General features: G+C 73.3%; 28 protein-coding genes and 1 tRNA gene. 15 read left to right on the top strand and 14 right to left on the bottom strand.

Annotated elements, in window-relative coordinates; all coding sequences use genetic code 11:
• Positions 1-69: 69 nt before the first annotated feature.
• Positions 70-552 (bottom strand): GNAT family N-acetyltransferase, encoded by a 483-nt coding sequence (locus BMW62_RS11140; protein WP_091930919.1) that lies wholly within the window; start codon positions 550-552, stop codon positions 70-72.
• A 77-nt stretch (positions 553-629) separates the two neighbouring features.
• Here BMW62_RS11140 and BMW62_RS11135 point away from each other — a divergent pair, with 77 nt between their 5' ends.
• The 5 genes from BMW62_RS11135 to BMW62_RS11115 all read left to right on the top strand — a co-directional run bounded on the left by BMW62_RS11135 (position 630) and on the right by BMW62_RS11115 (position 5697).
• Positions 630-1793: an acyl-CoA dehydrogenase family protein gene (locus tag BMW62_RS11135; RefSeq protein ID WP_091930918.1), complete on the top strand. Its 1164-nt coding sequence runs from the start codon at positions 630-632 to the stop codon at positions 1791-1793.
• 88 nt (positions 1794-1881) lie between these two features.
• Positions 1882-2328: a DUF1707 SHOCT-like domain-containing protein gene (locus BMW62_RS11130; protein ID WP_091930962.1), complete on the top strand. Its 447-nt coding sequence runs from the start codon at positions 1882-1884 to the stop codon at positions 2326-2328.
• A gap of 202 nt (positions 2329-2530) precedes the next feature.
• Positions 2531-2908 carry a nuclear transport factor 2 family protein gene (locus BMW62_RS11125; RefSeq protein WP_139206245.1) on the top strand — a complete coding sequence of 126 codons (378 nt, stop codon included), beginning with the start codon at positions 2531-2533 and terminating at the stop codon, positions 2906-2908.
• 441 nt (positions 2909-3349) lie between these two features.
• The gene (locus BMW62_RS11120; RefSeq protein ID WP_170852333.1) at positions 3350-4228 is read left to right on the top strand and encodes a serine/threonine-protein kinase; all 879 of its coding nucleotides are present in this window, start codon (positions 3350-3352) and stop codon (positions 4226-4228) included.
• Positions 4228-5697 carry a hypothetical protein gene (locus tag BMW62_RS11115; RefSeq protein WP_091930915.1) on the top strand — a complete coding sequence of 490 codons (1470 nt, stop codon included), beginning with the start codon at positions 4228-4230 and terminating at the stop codon, positions 5695-5697. Before BMW62_RS11120 ends, BMW62_RS11115 begins: the two co-directional genes overlap by 1 nt.
• A gap of 13 nt (positions 5698-5710) precedes the next feature.
• On the opposite strand, the gene BMW62_RS11110 is transcribed toward BMW62_RS11115, so the two are convergent.
• From BMW62_RS11110 to BMW62_RS11100, 3 genes are all read right to left on the bottom strand, one after another.
• Positions 5711-6520 (bottom strand): hypothetical protein, encoded by an 810-nt coding sequence (locus BMW62_RS11110; RefSeq protein WP_091930914.1) that lies wholly within the window; start codon positions 6518-6520, stop codon positions 5711-5713.
• A 139-nt stretch (positions 6521-6659) separates the two neighbouring features.
• Positions 6660-9722: a recombinase family protein gene (locus BMW62_RS11105; RefSeq protein WP_091930913.1), complete on the bottom strand. Its 3063-nt coding sequence runs from the start codon at positions 9720-9722 to the stop codon at positions 6660-6662.
• Positions 9723-9832: 110 nt separating this feature from the next.
• Complete coding sequence (locus BMW62_RS11100; protein ID WP_091930912.1) at positions 9833-10036, bottom strand: hypothetical protein; 204 nt, start codon at positions 10034-10036, stop codon at positions 9833-9835.
• A 153-nt stretch (positions 10037-10189) separates the two neighbouring features.
• On the opposite strand from BMW62_RS11100, the gene BMW62_RS11095 reads away from it, so the two are divergent.
• From BMW62_RS11095 to BMW62_RS11080, 4 genes are all read left to right on the top strand, one after another.
• The gene (locus BMW62_RS11095; RefSeq protein WP_091930911.1) at positions 10190-10579 is read left to right on the top strand and encodes a hypothetical protein; all 390 of its coding nucleotides are present in this window, start codon (positions 10190-10192) and stop codon (positions 10577-10579) included.
• A gap of 122 nt (positions 10580-10701) precedes the next feature.
• On the top strand, positions 10702-11079 hold the full coding sequence (locus tag BMW62_RS11090) for a hypothetical protein (protein WP_091930910.1): 378 nt from the start codon (positions 10702-10704) through the stop codon (positions 11077-11079).
• 92 nt (positions 11080-11171) lie between these two features.
• Positions 11172-12389, top strand: a complete 1218-nt coding sequence (locus BMW62_RS11085; RefSeq protein WP_139206244.1) for a hypothetical protein — start codon at positions 11172-11174, stop codon at positions 12387-12389.
• Positions 12390-12615: 226 nt separating this feature from the next.
• Entirely contained in the window at positions 12616-12876 is a 261-nt protein-coding gene (locus BMW62_RS11080) for a hypothetical protein (protein WP_091930908.1), read from the top strand.
• A gap of 40 nt (positions 12877-12916) precedes the next feature.
• Here BMW62_RS11080 and BMW62_RS11075 read toward each other — a convergent pair whose 3' ends face one another.
• On the bottom strand, positions 12917-13120 hold the full coding sequence (locus BMW62_RS11075; RefSeq protein ID WP_211435087.1) for an SRPBCC family protein: 204 nt from the start codon (positions 13118-13120) through the stop codon (positions 12917-12919).
• 42 nt (positions 13121-13162) lie between these two features.
• Positions 13163-13543: an ArsR/SmtB family transcription factor gene (locus tag BMW62_RS11070; RefSeq protein WP_091930907.1), complete on the bottom strand. Its 381-nt coding sequence runs from the start codon at positions 13541-13543 to the stop codon at positions 13163-13165.
• A gap of 117 nt (positions 13544-13660) precedes the next feature.
• On the opposite strand from BMW62_RS11070, the gene BMW62_RS11065 reads away from it, so the two are divergent.
• Both BMW62_RS11065 and BMW62_RS11060 read left to right on the top strand, forming a co-directional pair.
• On the top strand, positions 13661-14068 hold the full coding sequence (locus BMW62_RS11065) for a four-helix bundle copper-binding protein (protein ID WP_091930906.1): 408 nt from the start codon (positions 13661-13663) through the stop codon (positions 14066-14068).
• Between the two features lie 129 nt (positions 14069-14197).
• Entirely contained in the window at positions 14198-14836 is a 639-nt protein-coding gene (locus tag BMW62_RS11060; protein ID WP_091930905.1) for a DUF305 domain-containing protein, read from the top strand.
• A gap of 39 nt (positions 14837-14875) precedes the next feature.
• On the opposite strand, the gene BMW62_RS11055 is transcribed toward BMW62_RS11060, so the two are convergent.
• From BMW62_RS11055 to BMW62_RS11040, 4 genes are all read right to left on the bottom strand, one after another.
• Positions 14876-15739, bottom strand: coding sequence for a F510_1955 family glycosylhydrolase (locus BMW62_RS11055; RefSeq protein WP_091930904.1), 864 nt, complete (start codon positions 15737-15739; stop codon positions 14876-14878).
• A gap of 83 nt (positions 15740-15822) precedes the next feature.
• The gene (locus tag BMW62_RS11050; RefSeq protein ID WP_091930903.1) at positions 15823-16464 is read right to left on the bottom strand and encodes a DUF305 domain-containing protein; all 642 of its coding nucleotides are present in this window, start codon (positions 16462-16464) and stop codon (positions 15823-15825) included.
• Positions 16465-16567: 103 nt separating this feature from the next.
• Complete coding sequence (locus BMW62_RS11045; RefSeq protein WP_139206243.1) at positions 16568-17062, bottom strand: hypothetical protein; 495 nt, start codon at positions 17060-17062, stop codon at positions 16568-16570.
• A gap of 79 nt (positions 17063-17141) precedes the next feature.
• The gene (locus BMW62_RS11040) at positions 17142-19163 is read right to left on the bottom strand and encodes a heavy metal translocating P-type ATPase (RefSeq protein ID WP_170852340.1); all 2022 of its coding nucleotides are present in this window, start codon (positions 19161-19163) and stop codon (positions 17142-17144) included.
• Positions 19164-19169: 6 nt separating this feature from the next.
• On the opposite strand from BMW62_RS11040, the gene BMW62_RS22615 reads away from it, so the two are divergent.
• On the top strand, positions 19170-19439 hold the full coding sequence (locus tag BMW62_RS22615) for a hypothetical protein (protein ID WP_170852332.1): 270 nt from the start codon (positions 19170-19172) through the stop codon (positions 19437-19439).
• Between the two features lie 375 nt (positions 19440-19814).
• Here BMW62_RS22615 and BMW62_RS11035 read toward each other — a convergent pair whose 3' ends face one another.
• The 4 genes from BMW62_RS11035 to BMW62_RS11020 form a co-directional block, all read right to left on the bottom strand.
• Positions 19815-21035, bottom strand: coding sequence for a site-specific integrase (locus BMW62_RS11035; RefSeq protein ID WP_091930901.1), 1221 nt, complete (start codon positions 21033-21035; stop codon positions 19815-19817).
• Between the two features lie 261 nt (positions 21036-21296).
• A complete protein-coding gene (locus tag BMW62_RS22610; protein WP_091930900.1) occupies positions 21297-21824 on the bottom strand; it encodes a hypothetical protein in 528 nt (175 codons plus the stop codon).
• Between the two features lie 68 nt (positions 21825-21892).
• Positions 21893-22540 carry a hypothetical protein gene (locus BMW62_RS11025; protein WP_091930899.1) on the bottom strand — a complete coding sequence of 216 codons (648 nt, stop codon included), beginning with the start codon at positions 22538-22540 and terminating at the stop codon, positions 21893-21895.
• A 176-nt stretch (positions 22541-22716) separates the two neighbouring features.
• Positions 22717-22799, bottom strand: a tRNA-Leu gene (locus tag BMW62_RS11020).
• A 175-nt stretch (positions 22800-22974) separates the two neighbouring features.
• Here BMW62_RS11020 and BMW62_RS11015 point away from each other — a divergent pair.
• The 3 genes from BMW62_RS11015 to BMW62_RS11005 all read left to right on the top strand — a co-directional run bounded on the left by BMW62_RS11015 (position 22975) and on the right by BMW62_RS11005 (position 25746).
• Positions 22975-23793 (top strand): FhaA domain-containing protein, encoded by an 819-nt coding sequence (locus BMW62_RS11015; RefSeq protein ID WP_091930898.1) that lies wholly within the window; start codon positions 22975-22977, stop codon positions 23791-23793.
• A gap of 85 nt (positions 23794-23878) precedes the next feature.
• A complete protein-coding gene (locus BMW62_RS11010; RefSeq protein WP_091930897.1) occupies positions 23879-24337 on the top strand; it encodes an FHA domain-containing protein FhaB/FipA in 459 nt (152 codons plus the stop codon).
• Positions 24334-25746: a PP2C family protein-serine/threonine phosphatase gene (locus BMW62_RS11005; protein WP_091930896.1), complete on the top strand. Its 1413-nt coding sequence runs from the start codon at positions 24334-24336 to the stop codon at positions 25744-25746. Before BMW62_RS11010 ends, BMW62_RS11005 begins: the two co-directional genes overlap by 4 nt.
• The last annotated feature ends 21 nt before the right edge of the window (positions 25747-25767 follow it).

The following is a 25767-nucleotide window of genomic DNA, read 5'->3' as shown; positions in this document are numbered from 1 at the left end:
CGGCGGTCGGTCGGACAACGGTGCCCGACGGCGTCGGCACACCCTCACACACCCGATCGCGGTCCCTGGTCAGCGCGGAGCAGGGACGCCCGGCCCGGCGACCGCCCGCTCGAAGAACAGCGAGCCGGCCGCGTCGGGGTCGCCCACGTAGTCCCCGAAGGCCGCGATCGGCCGGTAGCCGGCGCCCGAGTAGAGGCCGATCGCCTCCGGCTGCAGCGGGCCGGTCTCCAGCCGCAGCGTCGTCCAGCCGCGGGCACGGGCGGCGTCCTCCAGCGCGGTGAGCAGCCCCTTGGACACCCCGCGACCGCGCGCGGCCGGCACCACGTACATGCGCTTGACCTCGGCCTCGCCGTCCCCGAGTTCACGGAGGGCACCGCAGCCCACCGCCGTCCCGTCGTCGTCGCGGGCCAGCAGCACCACGGCGACGTCGGCCGCGGAGGGGTGGCTGCCCGGCTCGTCCTTGCCGCCGTAGCGGGCGCGCACCTCGGTCTGCTGGTCGGTGGTGAGCCGCCGCACGTCGGGGTGGTCCCAGGCAGCCGCCTCGATGATCACGGACGCCGATCCTGCCAACGGCCCGCGACCGCTCCCGGAGGTACCGTCCGCTGGACGCCCCCTCGAGAAGGAGCACCGTGCCGGTCGACCGCGAACTGCCCACGCCCGAGGCCGAGGACCTGCTGGCCCTCACCCGGGAGATCGCCGACGCCGAACTGGCCCCCCAGGCGGCGTCCCACGAGCGCGAGGAGCGCTTCCCCCGCGAGGTCTTCCGCCTCCTCGGGGAGGCCGGGCTCATGGGGCTGCCGTTCCCCGAGGAGGTCGGCGGCGGCGGGCAGCCCTACGCCGTCTACCTGCAGGTGCTCGAGGAGCTGGCCGCGCGCTGGGCGACCGTGGCCCTGGGCATCAGCGTGCACACGCTCGCCTGCTCCCCCATCGCGAACTTCGGCTCCGAGGCGCAGCGCCGCGACCTGCTGCCCGAGATGGTGGGCGGCACCCTGATCGGCGCCTACTCGCTGTCGGAGGCGCACGCCGGCTCCGACGTCGCCGCGATGCGTGCCGCCGCCACCCCCACCGACGACGGCTGGCTCGCCCGCGGGGAGAAGGCCTGGGTGACCCACGGCGGCCACGCCGACTTCTACTCCACGTTCCTCCGCACCCCGGCCGACGGCGAACGCGCGATCTCCTGCTTCCACCTGACCCCCGACCTGCCCGGCTTCAGTGCGGCGAAGCCCGAGGAGAAGATGGGGCTGATGGGCTCCACGACCGCGGCGATCCGGCTCGACGACGCCCCGATCCCCGCCGACCGACTGGTGGGCGAGCCCGGCCGCGGCATGGCCATCGCCCTGGGCGCGCTGGACTCCGGTCGGCTGGGCATCAGCGCCGTCGCCGTGGGGTTGGCCCAGTCGGCCCTCGACGTCGCCGTCGCCTACGCCGTGGAGCGGGAGGCCTTCGGCCGCCCGATCGCCGAGCACCAGGGCGTGCAGTTCCTGCTGGCCGACATGGCCGCCGCCGTCGAGTCCGCCCGCGCCACCTACCTCGTGGCCGCCCGCCGCAAGGACGCAGGCAAGCCGTTCTCCCGGCAGGCCAGCATCGCCAAGCTCGTGGCCACCGACGCCGCGATGAAGGTGACGACCGACGCCGTCCAGGTGCTCGGCGGCGCCGGCTACACCCGCGACCACCCGGCCGAGCGGTACATGCGCGAGGCGAAGGTCATGCAGATCTTCGAGGGCACCAACCAGATCCAGCGGATGGTCATCGGCCGGCACCTGACCGCGGGGGCGGTGCCGCCCGCGGGCTGACGGGTTCCACGTGGAACCGGTGACAGCTGTCAGTGGTCCCGGCCGGGCTCCGCGGACCAGACTGGTGTCCCCGAACGAGGAGAGCACCGTGGCCGAGCCGCACCTCCGCGCCGCCGATTCCGACCGCGCCGCCGTCGCCGCCACCCTCGGGCGCGCGATGTCGGAAGGCCGGCTGACCGTCGCCGAGTACGACGAGCGGCTGGGCCGGGCCTACGCCGCCCGCACCTTCGGTGAGCTCGCCGAGCTCACCACCGACCTGCCGGCGCCGGCTCCGCGCCCCGCGCCGGCGCGGTCGGCGCACCCGGTGCCGGCCTGCGGCAGCCGGGGGTTCGGGGGGACCCACCAGGCCGTCCACCAGGCCGCCTGGGTCTCGTGGTCGAGCACCGCGGTCATCGTGCTGCTCGTCTGGGGCATCACGTCGCTGGCGTCGGGCGAGTTCCTCTACTTCTGGCCGTTCTGGGTGATCGTGCCGTGGGGCGCCGTCCTGCTGATGGGCCGGCTCGGCGAGCGGGCGCAGCGCCGCATCTCCGGCTGACGCCACCGCTGCCCGCACGTGTGACGCGCGCGCCGGCCGCCGAGGGGACCGGGACCCGCGCCGGACCAACCGCCGGGAACGAGGGCCGGGCCGGCGGGGGACGGGTGGGCCGGGCACGACGGGGTAGGGCGCGACGGTGGGGCGAGGCCCGCTCCGCGGCGGCCCCCGCCGCACCGACGTCCCAGGAGGAACCGTGCACTCGATGACCGAGCGATTCACCGCCGCGCTGCACACGCTCGACAGCGACCGCGACGTCGGGCCGATGCTCGAGATCACCGGGGACGACGCCCAGCTGGTCAAGCTCGACGAGCACCACGAGACCTCGGGCAAGGACGGCGCGAAGGTCTTCTGGGAGGACTACCGCGACGTCTTCGGCGACCTGGAGACGACGTTCACCCACTCCGTGGTCGGGGAGACCAGCGCGGCCCTGGAGTGGACCTCGACCGGCACCCTGCGCAGCGGCAAGCCGTTCACCTACCGGGGCGTCACGGTCATCGAGGGGGACGAGGACCGGCTCAGCGGCGTCCGCACCTACTACGACTCGGCGGCGTTCGTGCAGGGGGCAGGCGGATCGGCCTGACCGCCACGTGCGACGAGCGCCGACCCCCGAGGGGACCGGCGCTCGTCGTCTGCCTGGTGGGCAAGGGGGGAGTTGACGGTGCGTCACTGGGCGATTCCCCAGCGGAGCCCTCGCGGCTCACATCCGACGCCCTGGTGATCATGGCCGGAAGGGTACGTCCGCCTACGGACAGTGCCGCCCCGCGATCACCGCGCCCGGATCCCGGGCTGGTGGCTGCGGCCGGCGCCGCACCCACCCGTGCTGGTGCGGGGCGTCACCACGCTCATGTGCACACCGACCTGCGCTGACTACGGCCTGTTAGACTCGTCACACCACAGAGCCGCCCGTCTTGTGCGGATGCGGTCCCCCGGACGTCCGCTCTGGCCGACGCGGGTGATGCGGCGCCGGCGCCCCTGCTTCCGGGTGGGTCTGTAGCTCTACGCCATGTACGGGGGAGGTTGTGTGAACGCGCTCTTCTGGTGGGAGCCGACGCCGGGCGTGAGGCTCGGGCCGACGCTGGGCACCGACGACGTCCAGGCGGCCTTCGGCGCGACGACAGCGTCCTTCCTCGGTCGCGGTGCCTTCGGCGAAACCTGGCGGATCGTGGACCCGGATGGAGCCGTTCGTGCGGTCAAGGTCGTCCTCGACGAGAACTACCCCGAGGCCTACCTGAAACGGGAGGTCGGGGGTCTGCGACGGGTCGACGATCCGCGCGTCGTCGCGCTCCAGGACGTCCTCACCGTCGGTCTTCCGATGGGCTCACGCCCGGTCCTCGTGTTCGAGTTCGTGGACGGCGGCGACGTCGCAGGACGGATCGAGTCCCAGTCGTTGCCGACCTTCGAGGAGACCCAGGCCTTCCTGCGGGAGCTCCTCGGCGCCGTCACCGAACTGCACGCGGTGGAGACAGTCCATCGCGACATCAAGCCGGAGAACGTCGCCCTCCGCGGCGCATCCTGGGCTGCCCCAGTCCTGCTCGATCTGGGGCTGGCCAAGCTGCTCAACGCCGAGTCGTTCACGCAGTACCCCGCGCTCATGGGCACGTTGCCCTTCATGGCCCCCGAGCAGGTCCAGCAGCAGGAGGCGCGGAAGGCGGCGGACGTCTGGGCGGTCGGCGTCGTCGCGCACATCCTGCTCGCGCGGGAGCACCCGTTCTTCGACGACCGGGGTCGCGCCGTGCTCGCCGATGAGGCACTCGAGCGCATGCGCAAGGGCCCGCGCCCGTTGCCGGATGGCGTACCCGAGGCGACGGCAGCGGTGGTGCGACGACTGCTGTCGTTCGAGCCGCACGAACGTGGTTCCGCCGCGCGGGCGTACCGCGACCTGGGCGGGGGCACGCGGTGATGGCTGAGCCGGACGACGAGCTCCCGGGCGATCTCGACCAGGCGGGGGACGATGTCGAGGAGGAACAGGGCGATGTCGAGGACGTCGACTCCCCCGATCTGGACCTCGTCCAGCTGGACGAGGCCGCCGCAGCCGGTGATCTGAGCACCGCCGAGGACGACGCCGAGGACCTGCCGACGGGATCGCTCGCCCCGGACGTGTCCGCGTTCACGGTCGACGTCTCGACCGGGGAGGTCCGCGATCGTCCGCGCGTCACGACCCCGGTGCAGTCGGCGCTCGAGGTGCAGCTGTCAGGCACCATGCCCCTGCTCCTGCTAGCCAAGAGCTACCAGCAGTCGAGCCAGATGCCGTCGGTGGCGAGGGTCGCGACCCGCGTGACGCGAGGCAGGGTGGGGATCGGCGTCGTCGTGCGACTCCCGGCGCACACGCCAGCGGCCGCGGAGACGTTTCTCGACCGGTTCCCCGGCTCACCCATCCGCATCGCCGACCCGGATCTGTACACGGCGCCGGCGTACGGCGGCCCGGACGCGAACGTCAGCGATCAGAAGGCCGGCCGTCATCCGTGGCTCGTCAACGCGGTGCCGGCCTCGGCCCCCACCAACCCGGCCTGGGTCCGCGAGGTGCTCGAGCGCCAGACGGACGTCGGCGCCACCGTCTTGCTGTCCGCAACGGGATGGGTGAGCGCGGCCAACGGCGCGCGGGAGTTCGCCCACGCGCTCCGCTGGGTGGCCGAAAGTCGGCGGGCGGCCGGCACGACCCCCATGTTCGTCAACCTCACCCTGGACGGCAGCTGGCTGACCGACCCGGTCCTGCGAGGGGTCCTGCTCCACGAGATCGTCGAGTCGGGCGAGCGGCTGTGGTACCTCCGCTTCCGCTGGCCGGTCGTGCAGCCCCGGTACGGCCAGCTCCGGCAGCGCTCCCTGCTCGAGGGCTACCGGCAGCTCGCCGTCACCGCTGCGCTCGAGGACAAGGTCCTCGTCCTGCCCAACAGCGGTCTCACCGGGTGGGTTGCCACGGCGCTCGGCGCGACGGGCTTCTCCACAGGACCGTCGTGGGGGGAGCAGGCCTACGCGGCACCGCAGATCGTCGCCAACCGGCCCGGGCAGCGCAGACCACCACCGACGCTGCGGCTGTTCGAGCGGACCGTCCTGCACACCGTCGACCACGCCTCGCACGTCGCGATGCTGGGGGAGACCGACTACCAACTCTGCCAGTGCCGGTACTGCACGGCGCTGGGGGCTGCAACGCCGAGCACGGCGCGGTGGGACAAGGAGACGGCGTCGATGCACTACCTGCTGCGGTGCGCGAGGTTGACCGCGCTGCTCGCGTCGCCGAACCGCCGGATGGAGGCGCTCCGTGAGGTGCGCCGCGCCCAGGCGTTCCTGCGGGCAACGGCCGGCACGCCCGCTGCGCCTACGGGGAACAACGCACCCGCTCACCTCGCCGAGTGGGAGAACCTGCTGATCTGAGCGGTCGGGTCGGTCAAACCGCGGTGAGGTCTCGTCCGAAGACGGGGAACGTCGGACCGGTCGTCTGACCGGACAGCACGAGCTGCCAGGACCGCTCCGCAAGGAGCGTCCTCATCGCGGGATCGTGGGGACGACGGCGTGGACGCGCGATGACCGTCACACGACACGTCACCGGGTCGACGGTGAGCAGCCCCACGCCCAGCCGGCGGATGGCGGCCCGCTGTGCGATCGCCGGGGCTGCGCGGATGGCGTCCAGCGCGACGTAGCAGGCGTCGGTGCTCGGGGCGTGGCGCATCGCCTGGTTGACGGCGCGCTGCCATGCGGCCTTCTTCGCCTCGATGGTGACCAAGTCGGCCGCCACCGGACGGAGCAGATGGCGAGGAGTGACGACCGCCGAAGAACCACGGCCCGTTGTCGGTTCCAGCCAGCCGGCGTCGACGAGTGCAGGCAGGACGCTGCCTCGCAGGTAGGCCCGGGTGACCTGGGCCGCAGCGGCGAGCTGCGCGACGGTTCGGCCGCCGTCGGCCGCGGCGACCAACGCCCGCACCTGCGTGAGGTCCCCGATGGGTCCGAGTCCCGCAGCGAGCCGCTCGGAGGTCATCCGCTCGTCGAAGCGCACGGCCACGAGGTCCGGAACGCCGGACGCCGAAGCGACCTCGGTCAGAACATGCACTGGTCCCCGTCCCTGGTGTGGGACGACGTCATCGACAACCGCCATGAGCGGCGGAAGCATGTCGCGCTCCCACCGAAACGCCAGAACGCGAGACTCGGGCACCGCCACCGCCTCATCGCCAGCGGCAAGGCGATCGAGCATCACGGACACCTCTCCACCGTAGACACACCGAAGGACTTTCCGGCGGCGAGTCCCGCTGTCCGCGCCTCGCCACATCTGCCAACGATCGACTGCCGGTGAGTGCTAGGTCTGCGCGGCCTCGACGTTCGCGCCGCGTGCCCGCCCTCGTTCACGCCGCATCGGCGGGGTCGATGGCGTACGGCACCGGTGCGGGCACCGCGACGGTGACGGGCGCCTGGCGGAAGGCGACCTTCTCGGTGCGGCTCCAGGTGCCGAGGTAGACGGGCGGGAAGGCGATCCAGGCCCACGTGTCGTCCTTGCGGGGGGCGCGGCGGCAGGCCGGGCACAGCACACCGAACCCGCTGCGCGCGACCTCCGCGAGCATCACCACGTGGCTGGCGCGGCCTCCGCACCGCCGGTGCGGACACGGGATCAGCTCGACCCGTTGCTTGTTGCTGCCCGGGACGTACTGCAGGTACTGCGGGCGCTTGAACCCGCCGGACGACGGGGGCACCGGTACGACCCAGCTGCGCACCTCGTCCTCGGAGACGCCGAGCAGCAGGGAGGCCTCAGAGACCAGCAGGCCGTGCTCGCGCGGCCCCGGCTGGTCCAGGGTGGCTGCCAGCCGCATCACCGGCCGGACGTCGTCGGGGACGGCGGCGTCGCCCCACGGCAGGTCGGGGTCGGTGTAGGTCGAGACGACGAGGTTCGAGACGGCCTCCGGCCAGCGAGCGGCGACGCCGTTGTCCGTGCCGGTGACCGCCGCGTACACGATGCGCCGCACCGCGGGGAGCGGGTGGTCGAGCAGGGAGCTCTTGGCGCCACGGGCCTTCACCCGGTTGGCGACCAGCCAGGGCATGAGGATCTTGACGAAGAGGGTCCGGCGAGTGGCAGCGAGGATGGTGGCCACCTCCTTGATGTCGCGACCCTCGTCGAGGACGTAGCGGGCGACGACGTCGGCCGAGGCGAGGCCCTTGCCGGGCCGGGTCCGGACGTTGCGGATGCAGCTGGCCAACGGCAGGCGCAGCTTGCCGCCGTCGCGGAGGGGCAGCTCCGCGACGCAGCCCCAGTGCAGGTCCTCGTCGTCGGCCCGGAAGGTCCAGTGCGTGAACGTCTTGTCGGCCAGCTTGCCGAGCACCGCCGAGCCGCGGCCGCCGGTGTAGACGGCACGACGCAGGCCAGCGACCAGCCAGGCGCCGACGGAGACGTCCACCTCTGCCTCGCGGCTGCGGGTGGCCGCCCTCAGCGCATCTTCGAGCGCCGCGAGCTCCTGGCGCACGCGCTCGTGGTCCTGGTCCTTCGCCACCGCCTCGGCGGTCTTCCGTGTGGCGAGCTGGTCGTAGCGGTCCGCGCCCTCGAGATCACCCGCATCCACCTTGCGCCCGGCCATCAGACGCTGGTTGTCGGCGTCGCGGCGCAGCGCCGCGGCCTCCTCGGTCAGTCGGCCGAGCTGTGATTCGAGGGAGACGCGTCGCCGGTGGAGGTCCTCGCCAGCCGGCGCGGTCCCGTCGAACGTGGCCAGCTCCGTGCTGCCGGCGAGCGCGGTGAGCGCGTCGTCGAGCGCCGCGGCGACCGAGCCGGTGAGGTCGTCCAGGCTGCCGGTCGCGGCGATGTGCTCGGGCTTCCTCTCCTTCGGGCCGAGCCAGGACAGGCCACGACGGTCACCGTTGGGCTTGCCGCCGACGCTGTACCGGCGGAACAGGACGACGAAGTTGTCCTTGCCGCTGTTGTTCTGGCGCGCCTCGATGCCGTACTCGGTGGGCTCGTCGTCGTACTGGGCGCCGGGCTTCCCCGGCTTCACGGTCCAGAGGTTGAAGTTCTGCAGCACTCGGCGCACCAGCCGCGAGTGGTGGACTCGGCCGCCGGACTCCGCCGGCGGCTGCCGCAGCTCCCGCAGCAGGCGGGCGCCGACCTTGCGGCAGGTCTCGTCGGAGATGCCGAACCGGGCCAGCGGCTCTCCGCTGACCGGGTCGACCGGCCACGCCCACGGCTCGCTGAGCACGTCGAACCAGCCGAACTCGTCGTCCTCGTCCTGGTAGGTGGCGGCCAGGCCGTGGAGGACGACGTTGCGGCCGCGGATGTCGTTGGTGAGCCGGCGGAAGTACCGGCCGGTGCGCACGAGCTCGACCTTGCCGAGGAACAGCCGGATCTCGGGGCTGAACAGCACGGCGGGGTCGCCGCCGCCCTCGTAGTCGGCGATCGCAGCCTCGGTGGGCGCGACCTTCGGGCGGCCGTTGCCCCGCACGAAGACGCCCTTCGCAGCGCCGTACCGGGCCTGGGGGTCCCCGTCGACGTCGGCGTAGGTCCTGCCGATGCTGGCGTGGGCCCGACGCGTGATGTTGCCCTTCGCCTCCCAGTCGATCAGCTGGTCGGCGATGCGCGTCCACGTCTCACCGGCGGCGACGCGCCGGTACAGGTCCTGGAGGGCAGCAGCGGTCGCGAACTCGCCCTCCGGGATGTAGCCGCGCATGCCCTCCCACCGGGCCCGGCCGTGGTCGTCGCGAGCGAAGCGCCAGCCGTGGGGCATCTGGTCCTCGGCGATGGCGGCGCCCCCGGACATGTACTTGAGCAGGCGCTTGCCGGTGAGGGCCTTGCGCCGCTTGTCGTCGTCCTGGGTGGCCGGGATGCCCAGCGCCTTCAGCGCCAGCTCGTCGCCCTGGTCGTGGAGGTCGTAGGACCGGCCAGCGAGCACGATGCGGATTCCGCGGTCCTTGCACTTGCGCTTGATCGAAGACCAGCCGAAGTCGTCCCGAGCGGCCCGGGTGACATCCTCGACCCACCGCAGCGCCCGCAGGGAGCGGTAGTGGTTCATCAGCGCCATCAGCAGGACCAGGTACGCGTTCTCGTCCTCGCCGTCCTCACGGGCGATGTGCCGCTTCGTCGTGGACAGCGTGGCGCCGACCAGCAGCTGGTCGCCGACGAGAACAACGCAGATGAGCGGGTCCTCCCCCTCGGCGAGGTGGTGCAGATCCGCCAGCCGCAGCCACTGGACGCCGTACTGCGCACCGAGCGCCGCGTGTTCGGGGTTCCACACCTCCTCCGGCCAGCTCTGCATGGTCTGCAGCGCGGGGCTGCCCGGCGCGTAGGCCTCGAACAGCGCGGCGATCTGTGCCGCCAGTCCCGGCCAGTGCTTCTCCTCGGAGAAGCGCGGCAGGTTCACGCACGTCGGGGCACCAGGGGGCAGCAGCGGAGCCAGCAGGCGGTAGACCTTCTGCGGCGTGTACATCGACATGGGGGTGGTCCTCTCGGCGGGGCGCGAACGGTTCGCACCGTGCCGAGGGCACCGTCGGCGGCAATCGCAGCGATACAAGGCCCCCGAACCAGCGAAATGGACCTGGGGTTCTACACCTCGGGAACAACCCCGCTGGTGACGATGAGGGGCACCCAGACGCCCTCGTCACCTGCGGTGTCACCGCCGGGCGGCGCGAGCAGGTCGAACGCCTCGTCGGTCAGGGCCGACGGGTCGCTGAGGCGAGCGACCAGCTCGCGGTAGCGGCGCAGCGCGGCGGGCTCGTGGTCGGGGTGGGCGGGCAGGTCGGTGTCCATGCCGGTGACCTGTCGGCGCGAGTGCCCCTCGGCGCAATGAGCCCGGCCGAGGCGAATGCAGCGGCTCGGACTCGCAGCACGGTCCGGCCGCGGTCGCCTTCCGGCGCCGTCCCCGCCGGCGGGGCGCCGGCCGAGCCCTCCGGGAGCTCCCTCATGTTGTTCTTGCCCATCGACCGCGGCGCCAGCGTCATGCTGTGCAACGAGGTGTGCCTCGCGGCGGTCACCGTCACCAACCGCCTGCCTGCTGTCGACCCCGTCGAGTACGACGCCAGCGAGACCTGCACGACCTGCTTCAACTGTGAGCTGACGGTCCCGGGGCACCGCTGCTGGTGCGAGGAGCACGACCTCAGCTGCAGTCGCCTGAGCTGGCTGCTCAGCGGGGAAGCACCCGCTGCGGTCGACGTCATCGTCCAGGTCTGCGGGCCGACGCTGCTCAGCGACAGCGACTGGGACTACCTCCAGGAGCAGGGGGAGGTGGTCCACATCGGCGGCCTGGTCGGCCTGCTGTGGACCCGGGAGCGCCATCGGAACGAGCGGCGGTGATCCGCACCTTGTCCCCGGCCGCGCCGCCCCGATGGTGTCCGGCGGTGGACGAACGCCACCCCCGTGGTGCGGGGGACGTCCGTCCCCCGCACCACGGCGCCCAGCAACCCGAAGGGCCCACCGTGTCCCAATCCATCCGTCCCCTCCCGGTCTCCGGACCGGCGTCCCCCGCGGCCGAGGCCGCACACCGTGACCGGGATCTCCGCCGGCTCCTCTCGAGCTGGCTGGCCGCGTCGGCCCGGCTGATCTCGGCCCAGGCCCACGGCGGCGCCGACGAGCAGGAGCTGCTCGACGCCGTCGTGGCGATCGAGGAGGCACTGCGCAGGCGGCACCCGGACGACTTCCGGGTGATCGAGACCGGCCTGCACCTCCTCCTGCTCCAAGCCGAGCACACCGGCGACCCGCTGACCCGGGCCGCGGACTGCCTGACCTGCCGCCGCCTCGGCGACGGGCCACCGGTCACGGTCGCGCAGCTGCTCCAGGCGGAGCTGCCGCGATGACCGCCCTCCCGGCCCAGCGAGGCCGCAGCGGGAACGTCACCGTCTCCGGTGACGCCCTGGAGATCCGCCACCTGCGGGTGACGCACCGTGAGGTGGTCGCGATCGCCCAGCGGGAACTGGCCGCACACGGCCCGGCCTCCCTCGAGGAGACCGTGGCCCGTGCCGTCGCGGTCGGCCTGATGGCCGGCGAGCTGCAGCGCGGCACCGACGTCGAGGCGGTCGTCCAGCGAGCCCTGAGTGGCTTCGAGGATGCCCTCGCGACCCGGGCGACGGCCACCGTCGCGCAGCTGGACGAGCTCACCGCTCGCCTCGCCGACACCGAGCAGGCCACCCGCCAGGCCGCCGCCACTGCGCTGGCCGATCTACCGGCACGGCTCTCGGCCGTGCTCGGCGGCGAAGCCGCGAACGTCCAGGAGGCGGTCCGGCAGGCCGCGACCACCGTCCAGGCGGAGGCACTGAGCCAGCTGGCCCGGGTCGTGTCGTCCCACACGGAGCAGGTGCGGAGCACCCTCTCGACGGACAATCCGATGTCACCGCTGTCGGCCGCCAAGAGGGAGATCACCGCCAGCGTCGACGGCGCACGTCGGGAACTGGCCGAGGGGATAGCCGCCGTGCGCGGCATGATCCAGGCTCAGCAGGCCGGGCAGGCAGCCGGCCGCCGCAACCCCAACGTGGCCGGCACCGCCTGGGAGACCCTGGTCGCCGACCACCTCGCGTCCTTCGCGGCGGCAACCGGCGATGTGGTCGAGCACGTGGGCTCGACGCCGGCGCCGGGCAGCAACAGCCGCAAGGCGGGGGACGTGGTCCTGTGCGTCCTCAGCAGCGGGGCGCGTCCCACCATCGCAGTGGAGTGCAAGAACCGCTCCAGGGCGCTCAGCGTCCGCGAAGCTCAGCAAGCGCTCTCCGACGCCAGGCGTGTTCGCCGCGCCACGGTGGGCCTGCTCGTGGTTCCGGACGAGACCCACGTCCCGGGTCCGAGCCGGTTCTGCCGGGTCGGTGCTGTCGACTTCGTCGTCGCGGCGGACGATCCGACTGCGTTCACCCTCGTGCTGTCGGTGCTCAGGGAGCTGAGTCTGGTCATCGCCGCCGGGCAGCAGCCGGGCGCGTCCGTCGACGTCGGTCAAGCGCAGACTGCAGTGGGTCACGCCCTGGAGCTCCTCCCCCGATGGGACGAACTGACTCGTCACATCTCCAGCGGGGAGAAGTCGCTGGCGAGCATTCGCACGTCAGCTGAGACCCTGCGCCGGGTCCTGACCGGACACCTGCAGGAGGCAGCACGCGCGCTCCGACCCGGATCGCACGCCGGCTAGTACGTCGACGCGGCGAAGCATGAACGGCAGCAGGGGCCCACCGAACCGGTGGGCCCCTGCTGAACGTGGTCGACCCGATCAGGGGGCGATCGGCCGCACCAGGTGGCGCAGCCAGGCGTGGCCGCCGCCGTGGAGGGCCCACGATGGCTGCGGCCCGTGGTCGAGTGACCGTCCGGATCAGCGCCCGTGCCCGGCGGGTCACTTCTCGCGCGTCCCGGCAGAGGCCGTGGCGGCCGACCACCCCGGCCTGCTCGGTGCGGTCGCCGAGCGCACCCGCGGTCGGTTCGTGTTCAGCTTCCCGCCGCGCAGCCCGGTCTCCCGCGCGGTCGTCCTCACCCAGAACACGATGTTCCGGCTGGCCCGGCGGGAGTTCCGCACCTTCGCCCACTCCCCGGCGGCAATGCTCGCCGTCCTGGCTGACCACGGGCTGCGGCCGGCCGTCGCCCACCGCGGCCCGGTATGGCAGGTGGCGACCGCGGACCGCTGACCGCCACGCGAACCGGCGGGACCTGTGCAGCCGGTGGCCGTCAGCCGCGATCGCCGAACAGGGCGGCGTACCGGTCGAGGTACAGCGGCCAGCCCTGGTCGTGGCCGACGCCCTCTGCCACGGACTGCCAACCGGGGCCGTGCCGGTCGAGGTTGCGGTGCTCCAGCTCCACCCGGGTGCGCCCGGGGTCCTCGGCGACGAACCAGACCTCCACCTCGCTGGTGTTGTGCGGCTCGATCTCCACTTGTGCGGCCGGTCGATGAGCCGGGGCCCGCGCCGGGCGGCCTCAGCCCTCGTCGGGCGCCGGCGCCTGGGACAGGGCGATCAGCTGGCGCAGGCAGTGCTCGCGCAGTGGCTCGGGGAAGCCGTCGGCGAGGCGGTAGTACACGACGCGCCCTTGCTTGCGCTTGACCACCAGCCCCGCGGTACGCAGCAGCCGCAGCGCGTACCCGACGGCGTCCTCATTGACCTCCAGCGCCAGTGCCAGGTCGCCGACGCACAGCTCCTCCACCATGTCCAGGGCGAACAACACGCGGGCACGCGTGGGGTCCGCCATCAGGCTCAGCACGCTGGTCAGCTGGGCCGCTTCATCGCGGCTGGGCAGCCGGCTGCGGGCGTGGGCGACCCGTTCGGGATCGACCGGATGGGCGTGGGTGGGTTCGGACATCGAGAAACACCTCCGGTGCGCTCATACCCGTACGGATCTACGGGTAGCACGGATCCGCCGGCGACAGCCCCGGACGGCACCCGAGCCCTCCGGCGCCGGAGATCCGAGGAGGTAGCCATGACCGTGGCCGCGCAGATGCTCGACACCTACCCCAAGGACCTCGGCGGGGTGGACAAGGACAAGCTCCGCGAGTGCGTAGAGGCGTGCTTCGAATGTGCCCAGGCCTGCACCGCCTGCGCCGACGCGTGCCTGTCCGAGGACACCGTCGCCGATCTCACCAAGTGCATCCGCACCAACCTCGACTGCGCCGACGTGTGCGACAGCACCGGCCGGGTGCTGTCCCGGCACACCGGCTACGACGCCAACCTGACCCGGGCGGTGCTCGAGGCCTGCGCTGCGGCGTGCAAGGCATGCGGTGACGAGTGCGCCGAGCACGCCGAGATGCACGAGCACTGCCGCGTCTGCGCCGAGGCATGCCGGCGCTGCGAGCAGGCGTGCCGCGACCTCATCAGCTCGCTGGGCTGACCGACCCGGCCCGAACCAGCAGGCGTCCCAGCGCACCAGGCCCCTACCAGGCGCCGGGACGTCGGCAGGGCACGACCACCCACGCCCGGCCCCCGGAGACCGGTCGGCGAGAGAACGGAACACCAACCCATGGCGACCAAGAGCAGCAACGAGGACCACTCGCGCGGGCACGGCGGCGAGGAGTCCGGCCACCACGACGCCTCCGACGACGGTGGGATGCAGAAGAAGATGCAGCGGAAGATGTACCTGCGCTTCGCGGCGATGATCGCCACGTCCATGGTGGTCATGTACTGGACGATGTTCGCCGGCACCTGGGAGTGGAGCCACGTCCAGTTCAGCCAGAGTCGCGTGTTCATGGCGATCACCATGGGCGGCACCATGGGGCTGGTCATGCTGGCCTGGATGCTCAACATGTACAAGAACATGAAGGGCAACATCGCCATCGTGGCCGTGAGCCTGCTGCTGCTGGGCGGAGGGATCGCGCTGGACCGCACCCAGGCCACAGTGCAGGACTCCGCCTGGATGAGCGCGATGATCCCGCACCACTCGCTGGCCATCACCCGCTCCGAGCGCGCCGACATCACCGACGTCCGCGTCTGCGAGCTCGCCGTCGAGATCATCCGCGCCCAGGAGCGCGAGATCGCCGAGATGGAGTGGCTGATCCAGGACATCGAGGAGAACGGGGAGGCCGAGACGCCCGAGGAGGCGCAGGCCCGACCCGTCCCCGAGTTCAAGGGCTCGGCGCTGCGCGACTGCCCGACCGGCTGACCAGCACCAGAGCCCACGGGGGCAGGTCGCGGCGTCGGCTCAGGTGCTCAACAGCGTGGTGAACGTGGCGCCGCCGTCGGTGGACTCCAGCAGGCCGTGGTCGGTCGCCACGAGGACGCGAAGCTCGCCGTCGGCGGTGGTCGCGGCCACCGCCTGCGGCGCCCCGTCCAGCTGCCCCCGCTGGGTCCAGCTGGCCGCGGCGTCGGTGCTGGTCCACACCGCCCCGTCCGGTGTGATGCCGACCGCGGCGGTGCCGTCGCCGGACCAGGTCACCACCTGCAGCAGCGGCACGTCGTCCACCGGCGCCCACGTAGCCCCGGCGTCGGTGGAGCGCAGCAGCCCGGCGCCGGTGGTGGCCAGCACGTGGCCGTCGGGGGTGGCGGTGAGGGTGTGCGGCTCGGCCGGGATGGCCAGCTGCTCCCAGGTGGTGCCGTCGGCGGTGCGGCGCAGCGCCCCGTCGTAGCCCAGCGCACCCCCGCCGGGCAGGGCGGTGAGGGCGTGGAAGTCGGACTCGCCGGCGCGGGACAGCGGCGCCCAGGTTTCCCCGCCGTCGGTGCTCTCGATGAGCCCGACCGGGTTGGGCAGGTCCGTGCGCAGCCCGGGGTGCCCCGACGCCAGGTAGTGGTCGGGCCCGGCGACGGTGAATCCCATGAGGTCGATGACCGGGCCGACGGCTGCCGGCCGGCCGTCGTCGGCGACGGTGATCAGCCCCTCGTGGGTGGCCAGCAGCAGCGCACCGTCACCGGGATCGACGGCGACGGCGTGCACGTGCGCGGCCGGCAGCGTGCCGGGGGTGTCGCCCGGCGCGGGTGTGGCGAACTCGTCGGTGGCCGCGCAACCGGTCAGCAGGGTGAGCAGGACGCCGCCGGCGACGGCGGCGCGAGCGGTGCGGTTCGTGGGCATGCGAATGCTCCAGGGCGGTGCGAGGGCGGACCGGGCCGGTGCGCGGCGGGGCGGGCCTGAGCGCCGGCCCCGCCGCGGCCGGGTCAGCCGCCCAGCTCGGTGAGCAGCTGCTGCATCTCGGCGATCTCGGCGTTCTGGTTGTCGCGGATGGACTGGGCCAGCGCGAGCGCCTCGGCGTTGCGGCCGTTCGCGGAGTGCTCGGCCGCCATCTCCACCGCGCCCTGGTGGTGCACGATCATCTGCTCGAGGAAGAGGCGGTCGAACTGCGGGCCGGTGGCGGACATCAACGCGTGCATGTCGCCCTCGGACATCATCCCGCCCTCGCCGTGATCCATGGCACCCATGCCGTCGTCCATGCCGTCCATGTGGCCGCCGTCGGCGTCCCAGTCCTGCAGCCAGCCGGACATCGTCTCGATCTCGGGGTCCTGCGCGGCCTGGATGCGGGCGGCCAGGTCGAGCACGCGCGGGTCGGCGGCGCGTCCTTCGGCGAGCTCGGCCATGACGATCGCCTGCCGGTGGTGCGGGATCATGCCTTGGGCGAAGGTGACGTCGGCGTCGTTGAACTCGGCCTGCTCGGCCGAGGAGCTGGCCGAGGAGCCGGTGTCGTTCATCATCGAGCCGTGCCCGGCGGCGTCGTTGTCGTCGTCGGCGCAGCCGGCGAGGACGAGTGCGCCGGCGAGCAGGGCAACGGTGAGGCTGGTCAGGCGTGCGGTGGTGCGGGTCATGGTGGATGTCTCCTGAAGCTGCAGAAGTTGGCCGGTGGACGTGCGCGTACACCGCCGCCGGGCCAGCACGGGCGCTGAGGCGGGGGCGGTGGAGGCGGTCGGCCTAGATCCGCAGCAGGCAGAGGGCGTGCAGGTCCGGCGGGCGCAGGGGCGCCAGGCCGGTGGAGGCGTGCGCGCGCAGCCGCGCCCACGCCGCCGGCAGCAGCGTCAGCAGGCGGGGCAGCAGCAGGGCGACCAGCACCGCCAGCCCGGCGGCGAGCACCGCCAGGCACAGCGTCCACAGGTGCCCGGCCGCTCCGGCCGGCGCCGTGCTGTCGTGGCCGGCGGTCAGCAGGCCGGCCAGAGGGGCGGCGGCAGCCATCGCGGCGGCGGCGTGCACGCTGCCGGGGTTCCTGTCGTGGACGGCACTGTGCGCGTCGGGGCCGGGGCTCACCGCCCCTGCGTGCAGACCACCCTCAAGCTGCTCGGCGGGGGCCACAGCGATCCCTGCAGTGCCGTGTCCGGCCGTGTGATCGGTGCCGACGGCGGTGCACTGCAGGCCGTGCATGGCGAAGACGGCGGCCAGCAGCAGCAGCGCTGCCCATCCTCGTGCCGCCATGCCCACCCCCCCTTTCCTCAGCGAGGCTACGACGCCCGCAGTCCCGGCCGCCGGGACGGTGCCCGGCGGCCGGAGCCGGTCAGCGCCGCCCGGCCGCGGTCGGCTCGGCGGCCGCCGCGGACCGCCGTTCCGGAGCCAGCCGGCCGGCGGTGACCTCGGCGACGCTGGCCTCCGGGCGCAGGTCCAGCCGCCGCAGCAGCTGGGCGTTGGACGCCACGACGACGGTGGACAGGCTCATCAGCAGCGCGCCGACCTCCATCGGCAGGACGAACCCGACCGGGGCCAGCACCCCGGCGGCCAGCGGCACCGCGACCAGGTTGTAGCCGGCGCCGGCCCACAGGTTCTGCTGCATCTTGCGGTAGCTGGCCCGCGACAGCCGGATCACCGACACCACCGCGCGCGGGTCGGAGGAGGCCAGGATGATCCCGGCGGAGCCGATCGCCACGTCGGTGCCGGCGCCGATCGCGATGCCCACATCGGCCTGGGCGAGGGCTGGTGCGTCGTTGACGCCATCGCCGGTGAAGGCCACGGCCCGGCCCTGGGACTGCAGGACGGCGACCTTCTCGGCCTTGTCCTCCGGACGGACCCCAGCGAACACCTGGTCGATGCCGAGCTCGGCGGCCACCGCGCGGGCGACCGGCTCGGCGTCGCCGGTGATCATGACGACGTCGACGCCGAAGGCGTGCAGGGCGTCGATCGCCTGCCGGGACTCCGGCCGGATCTCGTCGGCCAGGGCCAGCGCTCCGGCGACGTCCCCGTCCACGAGGACGTGCAGCACCGTCGCACCCTCGGCTGCCCACGGCCGGGTGTCGGCCAGTGGCGCCAGGCCGTGCTCGGTCAGCAGGTTCGGCCCGCCGACGGCGACGGTGTGCCCGTCGATGGTGGCGGTGACCCCGACCGCGGCCGACGCGCGGAACGCCGTGGCCGGCGATACGGGCAGGCCCTGCCGGTGGGCGGCGGCGACGATCGCGCGGGCCAGCGGGTGCTCGCTGTCGGCTTCCGCGGCGGCGGCCAGCGCGAGCACCTCGTCCTCGGTCCGGCCGACCCCGGTGACGTGGGTGACCGCCGGCTCCCCGCGGGTCAGCGTGCCGGTCTTGTCGAACAGCACGGTGTCGACAGTGCGCATCCGCTCCATCGCCCCGCGGTCCTTGACCAGCACACCGCCGCGCGCCGCCCGCTCGGTGGAGATCGACACCACCAGCGGGATCGCCAGCCCCAGGGCGTGCGGGCAGGCGATGACCAGCACCGTGATCACCCGGACCAGCGCGCTGTCCGGCGCGCCGTAGAGGCTCCACACGACGGCGGTGATCGCCGCGGCGGTCACGGCGAACCAGAACAGCCAGCCGGCGGCCCGGTCGGCGAGCAGTTGAGCCCGCGTGGTGGAGGACTGCGCCTCGGCAACCAGCCGCTGGATGCCGGCCAGCGCGGTGTCCTCCCCGACCGCGGCCACCCGCACCCGGATCGCGGTGTCGGTGGCCACGGTGCCGGCCACCACGGTGTCGCCGACTCCCCGGCGCACCGGCCTGGACTCGCCCGTGATCATCGACTCGTCCACGTCGGCGGTTCCGTCGACGACCTCGCCGTCGGCCGGCACCCGGCCGCCGGGGCGGACGATGACCACGTCGCCGAGGACGAGTTCGGCCGGGGGCACCGTGACCACCTGGTCGCCGACCACCTTCTCCGCCTCATCGGGCAGCAGCGCGGCCAGCGAGTCCAGCGCCGAGGAGGTCTGGGCCAGCGATCGCATCTCCAGCCAGTGGCCGAGCAGCATGATCACGATCAGCAGCGCGAGCTCCCACCAGAAGTCCAGCTCGTGGGAGAGCAGGCCCACTGTCGAGCCCCAGGAGGAGAGGAAGGCCACGGTGATGGCCATGCCGATGAGCAGCATCATCCCGGGCTTGCGGGCCCGGATCTCCCCGATCGCGCCGGTGAGGAACGGCCACCCACCCCAGACGTAGATCACCGTCCCCAGCACCGGGGACACCCACTCCAGGCCGGGGACGTCGGGCAGCGTGTAGCCGACGATGTCGGCGAACATGCCGCTGAGCAGCACCGTCGGCACCGCCAGCGTCAGCATCAGCCAGAACAGCCGACGGAACATCGCCACGTGATCACCGCCGTGGCCGGCGTGCCCGCCGTGCGCCGCGTGACCGCCGAGGTCTCCCTGGCCACCGTGGTCGTCGTGCCCGCCGTGCACCGCGTGGCCGTCGGGGGTGGAGCCGGCGGCGGCGCGCAGCGGGTCCTCCACGCCCACGCGGCCGTCGCCGGCGGCGACCGGCAGTCCCTGTCCGTGCGTCGGCCCGTGGCCGTGGTGGTGGCCGGGCACCGCCGCGTCCGGCTGCCCCGCGTGGCGGCCCGGGCCGTTCGTCGGATCTGACATGACCTTCCCCTCTGCCTCGCACTGCTCCACCGGCCGGCCGCCGGACCCGCCGGAGACGGGTGAGTGGCAGCGCCGGGGGACCTGCACCGACGCTAACCTTATACCCCCCTGGGGTATAAGCACAGCCCTGCTCGGCTTGCGGTTCAGCCGGTGACGCCGGCCGGCGAGCCGATCGCGCGCCGACGCGGCGGCGCCTGGAGGGCGAGGACGGGGCCCACCGAGACCTGCCCACCCGCCCGGGTGCAGCCGCCGACCGCCCTTGGGTGATGAGCACCCCGGGGTTCCACACGGCCGGACGGCGGTGCGGAGATCCCCGCCGAAACGCCGCAGGTGCCCCACCCGGCGGTGGGGCCCCTGCGGGCGGCGACGGCGTCAGTCGGTGCGCGGCCGCGGCTCGCGGTGCAGCCAGGGGTGGTCGCCGCCGTAGAGCGCGACGACGGCCGCGGCGACCTCCTTCGGCCGGGCCACCGTGTACCGGCCGTTGACGCCCTCGGGCTCGTGCCTGGCGAAGGCCACCGACACCGCGTGGCTGAACTCGCGCTCGACCACCGTGATGGCGTGGTGCCGCACGGTGTGGCCGGTGACCTGCTCCTTGTCCGCCCAGGGCAGGCGGGCCTGGATGCGGTCCTCGAAGAGGTAGTCGAAGCGGCGGCTGCCGATGGGGGCTCCGCGCCGGCGGCCGCCCGGGTGGTAGCGGAAGACGGCGTCGCCGGGCCGGGTTGCACCCCGGCCGACCGCGAAGGCGTGCAGCTTGGCGATGAACCAGTCGGGCACCGGCTGGTGGACGACCTTGCCGAACTTCTCGTCGAGCCGAATGGTGCACTCGACGTGGTCCAGCCCGCCGAGGGTCAGGTTGAGGATGCCCTCCTGGCGGGCCCCGGCGATGAGGATGGTCTCCAGGACGTGCTCGTCGAGCACGGGGTCGTCGCCGGTTCCGGTGGCCACGGCCCAGACGTCGTCGAGCTGGAACTGCTCGAAGGCCATGCGGGTGCCGTCGCGGCGCTTGGGCTTGCTGATTTCCTGGGAGGGATCGAAGGCCTTCGCGAGGTGGCGGTCCTTGACGGCGACCTTGAACATGCGCCGCCAGGCGCCCACTGCGTTGTACTTCGCGCCACCGGCGGTGCTGGTGCGGACCTCCCGCCCGGCGGCCTCACGGTTGGCCGCCCGAGTGGCGGCGCTGTCCAGCGCGCGGGACTCGATGTGGCGGAGGGCCTCTTCGAGGTGGCTGGGCAGGACCTCGTCGGCCCACTTCTCCCCCAGGCCCGGGTACACCTTCTCCTCCGGCGGCACGTCCAGCGGCCAGCCCTCGGCGAGGAAGCGGATGTAGGAGCGGTAGGTCCTCTTGGTGCCGCCCTTGAGCCCGTCGAGCGTCTTGGTGGCCAGGTCGGCGATGGTGATGCGCTCGCCGGGGACGAGGGTCGCGGCCGGACCTGCGGCGGCGACCGGGGACTGGAAGCCGAGGGCCTCGGGGGTGACGAGTCCGGCGTCGACGAGCTGCCGGACCTTCGCCATCGCCGCGGCGTACTCGGCGAGGGGGCCGGCCGGAGCGGCGGTGTCGGAGTTGGTCGCAGCGGTCGGCTCGGGGTGGGACATGGGTTCTCCTCGGTGCGGCCGGCGGCGCCGGCTCGGGTGTTGGCGAGCCGGACGGTGCGGGCGATCAGCCGCTGCGCAGTCACCTGGAGAACCGAGATCGGGCCGAGGGGATCGGCGCCGGTTTCCGCCGCGGCGCCAGACCGTGAGGTCATCGGACACCGGCTGCGAGGGGGCACTCGGCCTTGGCCCGGCGGGGCTCGGAACAGCAGAAGGCCCCCACCCGCTCGCGGGAGCAGATGGGGGCCTTCGTTGGAGCGCTGGTCAGAGCACCTGCCAGCCGTCAAGGCTGAAGACGCTCCTCTCGGTGCCGGGGACGGGCTCGCCGTGGTCGTCCAGCCCCACGAGGTCGAGGGAGACGACGCCGATGGCGCCGTGGAAGGTCAGGCCGACGACCCGGAAGAACGTGTCGTCCTGGTCGGCCACCATCCGCTGGAGGAGGTAGCCAGCCCCGGCCTTGCCGATGTTGGTGCCACGTGGGCGGCCCAGGATGTCCTCGCTGATGCGCAGGTACTCCCTCGCCATCGAGTGGGGGTCGGCGTGCCCGGTGGCGTTGAGCTCGCCATCGGCCTCACGGGAGATGACCGCGTAGAACCCCCGGCCGTCAGGAAGCACCTGGCTGCGCGTCTCGGCCCAGCGGTCAGCGCACCGAACCCGGTCGGGCCCGGCGGGCATGCTCATCACGGCCGCGATGTCTCTGTAGTCCTCGACGAGGACGAAGTCGCAGTCGTCGTCGCACTCCTCGGTGAGCGAGTCGAGGTACTGCTGCAGGATGGCGGTGTTGCGGGACATGGTTGTTGGCTCCGTTCAGTTGCCGTTGGGGACCACCGGCACGGTCCGCCCCTCGATGAGTTGGTCAATCAGTCCCCGGCGCGGCCGTCGCCACTGGTCCGAGCACTGCCTTCGGCGGCCCGCCAGCGGCCCTTGATGCGACTGCCGCCGGCGGCACGCAGCGCAGGCTCCGGCGAGCCCTCGGCCTGCGATCCGGCTGGCAGCACACCGGTCAGCAACTGCAGTGCGTCGGCGACCGCGAACAGGTGCAGCTCGGCGGTGTCGACGACGACGCCAGCCAGCACCTGGTCACCGGGGCGGACGTCGAGGGCGACGAGCACGGCCGGCGGCAGGGTCAGGCGGCGGTCGGCGTCGACGGGCACCCGGGTCAGCAGCGGGCTGTCGGCGGCGGCGCGGATGACGACGTGCCCGTTCTCCCGGGCTGCGACGAGCAGGGTCTCCGGGGTCCAGCCGAGTGCGCGCAACGCCTTGCCGAGGTTGACCCGGTTCTGCGCGTCGATGCGCGGCGCGTGCGCGTCCCGGACGGCGCCGTCGCGCGGCGGCCGCGGGGCGCGGTCGGAGATGTGCACGACCGGTGCCAGCACCTCGGCGGCGGCACGGCCACCGGCACTGCGCGGCGCGGCCTTCCGGCGGAGGGCGTCAGTGCCCGGGTGCGGCGCGCGGATGGCGGCGACGCGGGCTGCGGTGCGGTGAGCGGTGTCCAGTCCAGCGGGCATGGAGGGACTGGTGCCGGGGGATCCGGCGGTGTCAGTCGCCCCGGGGCTCAGATCTTCGCCCGCGGATGCTGGCCGGTCTCCGCGAGCTGCGGACGGTGGCCGGTGAGGCCTGCCGTCCGCAGCTCGGGACTGAGTCCCGGCCTTCTGCGAGGACTGGGGGATTCCCCAGTCCGGAGTGGGCAAGGGGGGAGTTGAACCCCCACGTCCTTTCGGACACACGGACCTGAACCGTGCGCGTCTGCCATTCCGCCACTTGCCCTGGCGAGGGACGACAGTAGCAGCCGCGAAGGCCTCCGCCGCCGAGGGGGTCCGGCCGCGGCGCGGGCGAGGACGACGTGCGGGGCGTCGCGCCTTCCTGGGCGGTCAGCCGCGCCCGGCCCGGCTACGATCACGGATGGCAGAGTGGGACGTCCGGCGAGCGCAGAGGAGCGACTGTGGGTGTGCTGCAGCGCTTCGAGCGCCGGCTCGAAGGCATGGTCGGGCTCGCCTTCGCCCGTCTCTTCAAGGGCAAGGTGCACCCCGCCGAGATCGCCAAGGCCCTCCAGCGCGAGGCCGACGAGCAGCGCTCGATCCTCGGCGAGGGCCGTGTCCTGGCACCCAACGTCTACGTGGTCCGCCTCGGCGAGACCGACTACGAGCACCTGGGCCAGTGGTCCGACCAGCTGGCCGGCGAGCTCGCCGACATGGTCACCGAGCACATCGAGGACGAGGGCTACCAGGTCTTCGACAAGGTCACCGTCGCCCTCGAACGGGACGACGAGCTGACCACCGGCATCTTCGAGGTCAGCTCCCAGGTCGCCGACCCGGCGCGTCCCCACGCGCGGGCCGAGGCGCCCCCGATGGCCTCCGCGCCGGTGCCTGGTCACCCGCCGCTGCCCCCGCTCCCGCCGCTGCGCGGCCGGATGGCCACCGACACGGGCAAGCAGGACCCCTCCGTCGTCGGCCGCGCGGGCTCCCGCACGACGATGACGCACGTGCTCGTCGTCGACGGCCCCGGCACGCGCCACGAGCTGTCCACCGGGCGCAACGTCATCGGCCGCGGCACCGAGGCCGACATCCGCATCCCCGACACGGGTGTCAGCCGCAAGCACGTCGACGTCGTCCTCGACGGGGACGTCGCCACCGTGGACGACCTGGGGTCCACCAACGGCACGCTCGTCAACGGCCGGCGCATCACCCGCCAGGCGCTCAGCGACGGCGACGTCATCCGCATCGGCCACTCGGTGCTCGTCTACCGGCAGGACGGGGCGTGACCGGGTCCGTGCGGACGCAGCCGGTCGGGATCCGGGAGCAGGCGCTCCGCCGCGATGCCGGGCAGGTGCAGGGCGGGGTGCGGCCGTGACCGAACTCGTCGTCCAGATCTTCCGCTTCGGCTTCCTCCTGCTGCTGTGGCTGTTCATCTTCGCCGCGTTCCGCGTGGTGCGGGCCGACCTGTTCGGGGGCCGCCCCGGGCGCGTCGCCACCGTGCCGCCCCGCGCCGCCGCGCCGAAGAAGCGCGGGCACCGCGGCCCCAAGTCCCTGGTGGTCACCGCCGGCCCGCTGACCGGCACCAAGATCACCCTCGGTGACCAGCCGATCCTCATCGGCCGGGCCGACGACTCGACGCTGGTGCTCACCGACGACTTCGCCAGCTCCCGGCACGCCCGCCTGACCAACCGGGGCGGCCAGTGGTACGTCGAGGACCTCGGCTCCACCAACGGCACCTACCTGGATCAGCAGCGCGTGCAGGGCCCGCTGCAGGTCACCCCCGGCCAGCCGATCCGCATCGGCCAGACCGCACTGGAGCTGCGTTCGTGACGTTGGTCCTCCGCTACGCCGCGCGCTCCGATCGCGGCCTCATCCGCGGCAACAACCAGGACTCGGTCTACGCCGGGCCCCGGTTGCTGGCCGTGGCCGACGGCATGGGCGGCCACGCCGCCGGTGACATCGCGAGCAAGGTGGTGATCGCCGCACTCGAGCACCTCGACGACGACACCCCCACCGGCGACATGCTGCAGTCGATGCGCGCCGCCGTCTTCGAGGGCAGCGAGCACCTGCGGGAGGTCATCCGCGAGTCGCCGCAGCTCGAGGGCATGGGCACCACGCTCACCGCGATCCTCTTCGCCGGCGGCCGGCTGGCGCTGTGCCACGTCGGCGACTCCCGCGCCTACCTGCTCCGCGACGGCGAGTTCAGCCAGATCACCCACGACGACACCTTCGTGCAGACGCTGATCGACGACGGCCGGATCACGCCGGAGGAGGCGAACCACCACCCGCAGCGCTCGCTGCTGCTGCGCGCCCTCAACGGGCAGGAGGTGGAGCCCGACCTCTCCATGCGCGAGGCGCGCGCCGGCGACCGCTACCTGCTCTGCTCCGACGGCCTCTCCGGCGTCGTCAGCGAGGAGACCCTCGCCGAGGCCCTGCAGAACCCCGACCCGGAGGCCACCGCCGACCGGCTGGTCGAGCTGGCGCTGCGCAGCGGCGGGCCGGACAACATCACCGTGATCGTCGCCGACGTCCTGGAGGACACCGGCAGCAACGGCCGCTTCGACCCGGTCGTGGACGGCGCTGCGGGGGACAACATCGGGCAGCGCGAGGTGGACCCGCGCTCCGCCGCCGGCCGGGCGGCCCTCGCCGACCAGGCCGCCGCCCCCCCGCCGACACCCACGCTGCCGACGGGCGGCGGCCCCTCCGCCCGCCGCCGCCCGATGCGCATCCTCCTGGTGGCGGGGGCCCTTCTCACCGTGCTGGTGGCGGGGGCGATCGGCATGTACGTGTGGGCGCTCAACAACTGGTTCGTGGGGGTGAGCGGCTCCGGCGACGACCAGCAGGTGGCCGTCTACCGCGGGCTCGACGTCTCCTTCCTGGGGATGGACCTCCACCGCCTGGACCGGGGCACCGACCTCGCGCTCGGCGACCTGACCCCGGCCGCGCGCAACCGCGTGCTCGGCAGCATCACCGCGGACGACTCCGCCGACGCCGAACGGATCGTCTCGGCGCTGGCCGACCAGCGGCTGCCCCTCTGCCGGCCGGCCACCGGGAGCGCCGCGACGCCCACGGCCACGCCGACGCCGCCGGCGGCCACCCCGACGACCGCCCAGGAGCCCGCCCCCGGCGACGCAGCCCTCCCGGGGGGGCCGGCCCCGGAGGAGACGCTGACCGTCCCGTCGTCGGCACGGACGACCTCGTCGTCCGTGCCGGGGGTGGACTGCCGGGAGGTCGACTAGTGAGCGCCGCAGGCCCGGGTT

Origin of the sequence: Blastococcus sp. DSM 46786 (genome assembly GCF_900109665.1) — a bacterium.
Lineage (GTDB): Bacteria > Actinomycetota > Actinomycetes > Mycobacteriales > Geodermatophilaceae > Blastococcus > Blastococcus carthaginiensis.
Note: the sequence above shows the minus strand (reverse complement) of the source record. Positions and strands in the feature narration are given on the sequence as shown.